Here is a 7397-nt window from a genome sequence, read left to right as displayed (position 1 = left end):
CAGGTCTTCGCAGCGCCAGAATTCATCGCCCATCACCTGAAACAGGCCCCAGGAAGTGGCCATCAGGGCCGCATCCGGATCGAGCGCCATGGCAATCTTCAGCCGGGCATAATCAGAAACCGGCCCTTTATTGTACGGGCAATTCCGCATGTACTTGTGCGAAATGGTTGGATGACTCTTATCGAACCGTCCTTTGGTGTATTGCCGGAACCGGTGGCCTTCGAAGCGGATCGTAATTCGACCATCGGGCAGGTAGCCGAACCCGTTACTCTCCACGTCGCGCACGGCTTTGACGTAGGCGACAGGCACGCGCAGCAGGGCGGCCGCTGCTTCGTAATCAGCCTGGGTTAACCGGAGGTGTTCCATTGCCTTTTTTGGTAAGAGAATAGGTTTTTGACAGCTTGTAGGCGACAATTCCACCGATAATCAGAAAGAGAAAGAGTAGAAACAGTCCAGCCGCCACCGCGATCGCAATCCAGAATCGACGCTGGTATTTAGGATCGACGCCCCAGGTTTGGTTTTTAATTTGGGTGGCAATTCGTTGGCTGACGCTGGCTGAATCGCATTCGGCGATAACCGTAGTGTTGGTAGGTTCCCGGATGACGGTTACTGTGGCCCGGCCCTGTCGTTCAGTCCGGATGTAATGCGTGCAATCGGTTTTAAATACATGCGAAACAGTATCCCCCTTTATCCTGGCTGTTACCGTCGAATAAATTGTGTCCGTTTCTTCAGTTGCATAGCGGGCTTTGGCCCGGTCGTACAGGCTCGTACAGCTGGAAAAGAGTAAGCTACCAATAAACAACAGCATTAGGAAGCTGACCCCTGTCAGACAACTGAGTATTTTTCGATCTTTATAGGCGAGTTCTTTCATAGGGGGAGGTTCGTTAGATCATCACAATGGGGCCGCAGTCGTCGCTCAGACCCGTCCACTCATCATTCGTTGTCGTGGGAGTTGGGTTCAGCGCTTCCAACTGCTGATCGACCGTCGACCAGAAGGCCGTGACCTGATTGAGCAGATTCTGTTTCACCCAGTCGAGCATCTCCCGCCCGGGTGGGGTGTAGTAGCTCGAATTTCCACCATACTGCGAACCATAGTTGATCTGCACGTTGACGCCAGCCAGCTCCACCGACAGGTTGGGTAGGGCCGTGATCACTGCTTCGTAGGCCAGACAGCGCATCAGGTTGCGCAGCAGGGGTTTCTTTTGATCGGCCGTTACGCTACTAGGTAGTGTATTAATCTTCTGCAGATACGTCTGACCAAAATTGTCTTCCACGGCCGAGATGTAGGGGCGAAGTGCCCAGAATGTCAGCCAGCGATTCTGAATCTGGTAGTATTTGGAAAACTCGGCCGCACTTTTGAAAATGGCCTCGGTTAATTCCTGATTGTAGGGGGCTTCAGCCCAGCCCGGAAACTTTTCCGCATTGGCCGCAATGAGCAAAATCAACTCATCAAGCTTAGTCCAGCCACCTTCCCTGAGTGATTTGTCGAGTTTCTGGGTCTGGTAATCAAACGCAGCCCTCCGGTTCTCGACGGCCGTGATGGTAATGCCATCATTGCCAATCTGAATCTCGGCCGCAGGCAAATACTCGGCGAAGCCTAAGCGCGCAATGACGGTTTGGGCGAGTGTAAACGAGGATTTTATGACTGCATCGTTCGATGCGCTCGATGCGGCCACCTGCTCGGCCAGGGTAGCGCCCAAAAACCGGGTGAGCAGGCTTTCCTGCGTTTCCTGCAGCGTCGTTTTCAGGCTCTCGGGAACCGTGAAATTCTTAATTAGACCCGGCACGAACTTTCTCAGCTCATCACCGGTACCATCGAATAGTGGGGTCATTAGCTTAAGATTTTATCGGTGCCGGCACCAGTATCTAGGGTGGTCAAAATCGTATCGTCGAAGACAAAGTCGAGTAGAGGAATGGCCGCCTTCCAGCCGTCATAGCGGGCTTTGAAGCGCAGTGGTTCCAGCAGCATATCCCGGAAGGGACGCACTTTCTGCTGCTTGATCAGGTGGGCTTCGCGTTTATCCGAGCCGCCCGATTTCGCCCCCATTTTATCGCCACCGGCAAAACCCGAGGAGGTCGGGTCGACGTTGAAGGCGTACAGAATATTGACGGCCGCTTCCATGTTGTCCTGGATGTACTTGCCATCGGTAATCGCATCGGTAATGGGGGTGACGGTAATGTGATCTTTCCAGACCCTATTGACCTGGTCCCAGCTAACATCGGTGACAATGGAATTGCCGGTTTTGGTGACGTCGGTCAGACTCTTGTTCATCTGCTCGAGCCACTTTCGCTTGATGTCCCGTTTCTGGGCCGGCGAGCCTTTGCTATAGGCATCCCCATACATATCTTTCCAGTACTCCTTATCGACCTTCCAGTGATACTTCAGCGTCATCTGATTTTGCATCAGAAACTTTTTGAATTTTGGGATCGCGCGGTGGACGTCCAGCCAGCCACTTTCCACAATTGAGTAATGGTGGGGCAGAGAGTAGTACCGTTTGCCTGGCGTTGGGTAGCTGATTGGATAGACGACTTTATAAAAATCACCCTCCCGCATCCATTCAATCAGGTCGGGCCGGTAGGGATCAAGCGTGGTGAGCGTCTCGGTGAGCGTGGGTTGGTAGCGCGGCCAGTTGGCATTGAGGTGAATGAACGGCTTATCACCATTGGCCCGCATTCGGCACCAGCGACACTCTTCGGCATTGAGCGGCTCCAGGCTGGTAATGATACTGCGATCCTTACTGATGATCAGCTCGACCCAGCCGTTGAAGAATTCGGTCACATCGGCTGCCATTTCCCGCAGATAGAGGCTAAACTTTGGGTGGGAAAGAAAATCCCGGATCTCGGCAATGATGGCGGGATCGCCCGTTAAGGGCTTATAGATCTTCTGGCCTTTTTCGTTGACGTCGACCAGCACAGCCATGACACCACCGCCCACTACGGTATTGGCCAGATCACCCAATGTGGCTGGAATTAAGGAATCCTGGTTGTAGAGTTCAGCCAGGCGCTGCGGAAAATCGTTGCCTTCGCCCCAGGGCATGATGTCCTCCAGGGCAGGACCGTACTGAGTTGTATCCGGAACGGCTACACTGGGCGTGGCACCAGGCTCTTTTCCCGATCGGGGCGCTGCTTTGGGATTGGCCTGACCCGCTCGCCGTTGCGAAGGCCGATCGGCTTCCATCGTCACGCTGACACCGGCCTGGGCCAGAATGGCCAGGGTGCTGTGATCGCCCTCAAAGACGGCTATATCCGAATTGCGTTTCGCCATTAGACCACTTCCAGATTGTTGAAAAACAGGATGAGGTCAAGGTGCAGGCGGATGGCGTCTTTACTGCCCAGGTGCTGAACCAGCAGGTAACGCTCGGATTGGCGTTTTTTGGTGAGCAGAATGACTTTTCGCAGGTCGAGCAGCTTGCCGCCGGTGTTGCGCTGACGGTCGGCCGTACAGACCACCAGGTCAAACGCGATGGGCTTGCCCCTAGCGTCGAGCAGCCGCATCTGCTGAAGCATCTCCTGCACCTTGATCATAGGCGCGAAGGTGCAGGCTCCTATTGCCTAGGGCCGCGACACCGGGTGAGACACGGAATACTCGATAACTACTTGTTGAACCGGCGAACGGGACCTAGTTTGGATCTGTAGGGGGTGCCGACGATATCATCCGGAATCGCTTTCCAGTAATCATCAGCGGGGCAGTACACCGCATCTTTGGCCTGCAGAAGATCTCCTTTCTGGAGCAGCCGGTAAATGGCTTTTTTAGTCGACACAATGGGTACCATGGGCCGATTTTGGGCAAAAACGGTGGTCATTTTAGGTTTGTTGTTTATGGGTTACGGTGATCTGAATTGCAAAATTTACACTTAAAACGCTGAGGCCCAAAACACCTTGAGAAAACGGTACCATTACTACTTTTTCGTTTTTAGGGTGATTTTGACATTCAGTTTTGAGTCATTTGGCTTAGAATCAGAAGTTTAAACCAAAAAAAACGTCAAAATCATCGACACGGGTCTAAATCGCCCCCCATGCCACGCACTGAGCCGAAATGCAATTGCAAATCGTGGGTCAGCACCATATATGAAACGGCCTGCCCAGAGCGCTCTGGGCAGGCCGTTTAGACAAAGGAAGCAGCAGATGACCGTAGGCTAACACGGCCGTGGTGAAGAGCATTCAAGTCAGTACCTTAGTAGCATGAAGCTCAGAAACCTGGTTAGTAAACTCAATCCTGTTCGCGTGTTCATGTGGGTTGTCGTTGAGCTACACTGCCTATTGTACACCAAGAAACCGTAAGCGGTATAGCTTAGCTTCCTGAGAACACGGCATCGAAGGCCTCGCGGCTCTCGAACTGATAGAACTGGTGAGCGCCCACAATCAGCGTGTCGACGCCATCGCTGAGGTGAGGAGTCGTGCGCTGATCGATCTCCCCAATCTTTTTCTCATCAGCCTTATCTTTCTCAAAGCCACGCCCCCGCTTTCGGATATCAACGCCCTGCATCGACTGGCGGGTGTAGTCGCAGTTCTGGCGGTTGAAGCTGACGTCGAAGAACTTCTCATCGCCACCGGTGAGACAATAACCCCATAGCTCATAGCGCATCATGGGGGAGAGCGTCGGCCCTAAGTAGATCATGTCGACCTCCCAGCCGTTCTTTCTGAGCACATCAGCAAACTCATCGGCATAGCTCATCTCCATCGATGCGTTGGTCCAGATGGTGGTGTGATCATAGAAGTAACGCACCGTCTTGGTGGGGTGATGCTTGTAGTAATCACAAAACGCTTGTGCGGCATGGCGTACCTTCTTGGGATACATCGTACAAAACTCCTTCAGGACCCGGTACTGGCGGCCCTTGGGCTGCCCGACCAGAATGCTGGTGATGCTGGAGTTGTAGTCACCCCCAACGTCCAGAGGGCTCCAGGGATCGACGTCGGCGTCCTTTCGAGAGTCTTCAAGCTGCCCTTTCCCAAGCTCAAATGGCCCTTTTCCAAAGTCAAATTTGTCGACATGCCCATACTCGATGGCATCGGTAAAATGACGATCATCCAGGTCCGAATAAAACGCTTTTTCGGAGAGGTAGGGCTTTTCATTCAGGATGGCCGTGCGGAAGATGAACGGCGGCAGCTGCTGGCGCATCTTGGCGATCATCTTGATCCCATAGCCGTGGACATTTTCCAGCGTCGATGCGGACGAAAAATAGATGGTATTGGCCCGAATGGCATCCCATTGCTTCTGCTTTTTGGCGATTTCAGCCAGAATGGCTACGCGTTTGGCGGGCTTTTTAATCAGCAGGTCGTACAGTTCATAAATCTGAGCCCGTATGCTCATCAGCAGTTGAATCCGGTCGATTCCCAGGGCTTTGGTCTGCTCCATCATTCGCTTCTCCTGATCCAGAATCCACATGCCCGATTTGGTGGTCGGCATGTCCGTACAGAACAGTAGCGAGTGAAACTCGGGAATACCGCCGAAATAGCGCTCGTCGCCCCGGTTGGTCATCAGTAGCTCATTGTCGAGCTTTTGCTTGTCAAGGAATTTGGCCTCGTCGCCTATAATCCAGTGCACGGTTTTCCCGTTGGCAGAACCCGGCCGATCCTGAGAGACCATGCTGGCCACCGTGCCGTTTTTAAAGAAAATGCAGTGTTCCGCCGTGGTAGGTCCGACGATGGGTTGGGGGATGTGTTTGGGCGGCTTTTCCCTGATCCAGAAATCCCGGCGTTCCACCCAGCCCAAATTTTCTTTCCACCCCTTAATCACCGGTGGCAAGGTGCGCTCCAATAGCTGCAGATAGGTTGCACCCACAAAACAGCCATGAGAACGGGGCATCACGTCGACATTGCGGGCCGATCGGGGCGAAATGCGACCTTCTGATTTTCCGGTGCCACGTCCCCACACGTCGTATTCTTCGTTAGCTTCGACGAGCATCGAGCGGATTTGGGGCTTATTGTAATGGCGGTGAACGATTTTTACGTCATCCGACAGCCGGGTGGCGTCCAGATCCACCTGGGCCAGTTTGACGGCCATGGACAGGTCTTCGCTGACTAGTCCAGCCAGATCGAGATGAGCGGGGAGCTTACTTGCCTGTGACATCGATAAAATCAGCAAAAGGGTTTTCGGCGGCTTTCCGGTCAGCGTTTAGTACGTCATTGATCAATGCTTCAATCTGCTCTTCCGGCAAAATCTGCACACCCAGTTGCTCGGGGTGGTAGCCAACGATGTTGATGATGGTCGTATTCTCGACAGCCTGCTGCTGCTTATCGGCACCCATGACGGCAATCAGGTTTTTGTCGGCCGCATTTTTGGCCTTCAAATCACCCTTCTCGACGGCTTCGCGCTGGGTCTGTTTGATGCTGGCAATGAGCATGACCTTTTCGAAGGCTAGTTCCGGCTGGGAGACCACGCCAAAAAACCGGCGCATGTCCTGGAGCGTGCGCCGGGCTGTTCGTTCGGAGAGGTCTGGATACTGCTTTTTGACCAGCTTGATCAGCTGAATGTCCGTTTTGTAGCGGTTTTTAGGCAGACAGATCTTGTTATAGAGCCAATCCCAGCGCTTCAGCTGTTCTTCGAGGTCTTTATGCAGTTTGATCTTTTTAGGATCATCATCTTCGCGTTCATCGTTGTACCATTTGATGATGCGGTCGAACTTATCGTCCCATTTAGACGGATCGTTCTCCGAGGTCGTGGTGGCAAGGGCTTTGCTCATAAGGAGAGGTGCTGGAGCTGGTTGTCCAGGTCGTGGAGTTCACTTTTGAATTGGGTCAGTTTGCGCCCAAGCTTTCTGCGACGACCCGGATCGAGCGGCCCTTCGAGTTCAGCCGAATACTTGGTAACGTAGGTGCGCAGGTTGTTGCGCCGGCGTAGGAGCAGCGTCGGACTGTCGGCCTCGGGAACACTGGCCGCTTCAGGCAGGAAGTGATGCGTATCGAAAAAGGTACGACGGCCGTAAATCTGGTCCAGCAGATCCTTGATGGTTAATACCCGAAAAGCCATCACCTTCAGCTCAGCACTTTCCCGAATACCTGACAGATACAAATCGCGCATCTTCTGCTTGAGAATGATGCGTTCATCCATGAGCTTACCGGCCTGAGCCAGTTCCCCTACTAATGAGTCTGGATACGAAGCCTTCCGCTCCAGTTCGGCCTGCTGCAGTTCAGCGAGTTTTTTCTCCAGGGCAGACCTAAGCCATTCCCGGTTGTGATCATCGATGCCGGTTTTAAACAGCGTCAGGTAGAAGTCAGCGCCGATCAGCTGCTCATAGAGCCGCACCCCATCCGTATAAATTGGGCGGTCTAACCAGGCAGTAAGGGCTTCAATGGGAGTTTTCATGGGTGGTGGGTAAAAACAATAAGAGCCCGGCAAAACCAGGCTCCTTTGCCAGCAATCATTCACATACAGGCCAGAACGCCTGGGTTAAAAA

At 53.2% G+C, this 7397-nt stretch carries 9 protein-coding genes; all 9 read right to left on the bottom strand.

The window, feature by feature from the left end:
* Nucleotides 1–285: N-acetylmuramidase domain-containing protein (locus tag ACYVE4_RS24295; protein WP_461042856.1), on the bottom strand; the 285-nt coding region annotated here is incomplete at its 3' end.
* A 52-nt stretch (nt 286–337) separates the two neighbouring features.
* On the bottom strand, nt 338–871 hold the full coding sequence (locus tag ACYVE4_RS24290; RefSeq protein WP_461042855.1) for a hypothetical protein: 534 nt from the start codon (nt 869–871) through the stop codon (nt 338–340).
* A gap of 13 nt (nt 872–884) precedes the next feature.
* Entirely contained in the window at nt 885–1832 is a 948-nt protein-coding gene (locus ACYVE4_RS24285; RefSeq protein ID WP_461042854.1) for a DUF6712 family protein, read from the bottom strand.
* Nucleotides 1832–3265, bottom strand: a complete 1434-nt coding sequence (locus ACYVE4_RS24280) for a hypothetical protein (RefSeq protein ID WP_461042853.1) — start codon at nt 3263–3265, stop codon at nt 1832–1834. Before ACYVE4_RS24280 ends, ACYVE4_RS24285 begins: the two co-directional genes overlap by 1 nt.
* A complete protein-coding gene (locus ACYVE4_RS24275; protein ID WP_461042852.1) occupies nt 3265–3525 on the bottom strand; it encodes a hypothetical protein in 261 nt (86 codons plus the stop codon). The genes ACYVE4_RS24280 and ACYVE4_RS24275 overlap by 1 nt, the downstream gene beginning before the upstream one ends.
* Nucleotides 3526–3593: 68 nt before the next feature.
* A complete protein-coding gene (locus ACYVE4_RS24270) occupies nt 3594–3803 on the bottom strand; it encodes a hypothetical protein (RefSeq protein WP_461042851.1) in 210 nt (69 codons plus the stop codon).
* Nucleotides 3804–4291: 488 nt separating this feature from the next.
* Complete coding sequence (locus tag ACYVE4_RS24265; RefSeq protein WP_461042850.1) at nt 4292–6070, bottom strand: hypothetical protein; 1779 nt, start codon at nt 6068–6070, stop codon at nt 4292–4294.
* The gene (locus ACYVE4_RS24260) at nt 6054–6683 is read right to left on the bottom strand and encodes a hypothetical protein (protein WP_461042848.1); all 630 of its coding nucleotides are present in this window, start codon (nt 6681–6683) and stop codon (nt 6054–6056) included. The genes ACYVE4_RS24265 and ACYVE4_RS24260 overlap by 17 nt, the downstream gene beginning before the upstream one ends.
* A complete protein-coding gene (locus ACYVE4_RS24255; RefSeq protein WP_461042847.1) occupies nt 6680–7306 on the bottom strand; it encodes a hypothetical protein in 627 nt (208 codons plus the stop codon). Before ACYVE4_RS24255 ends, ACYVE4_RS24260 begins: the two co-directional genes overlap by 4 nt.
* Nucleotides 7307–7397: the final 91 nt, after the last annotated feature.

The organism is Spirosoma harenae, from assembly GCF_054776975.1.
Note: the sequence above shows the minus strand (reverse complement) of the source record. Positions and strands in the feature narration are given on the sequence as shown.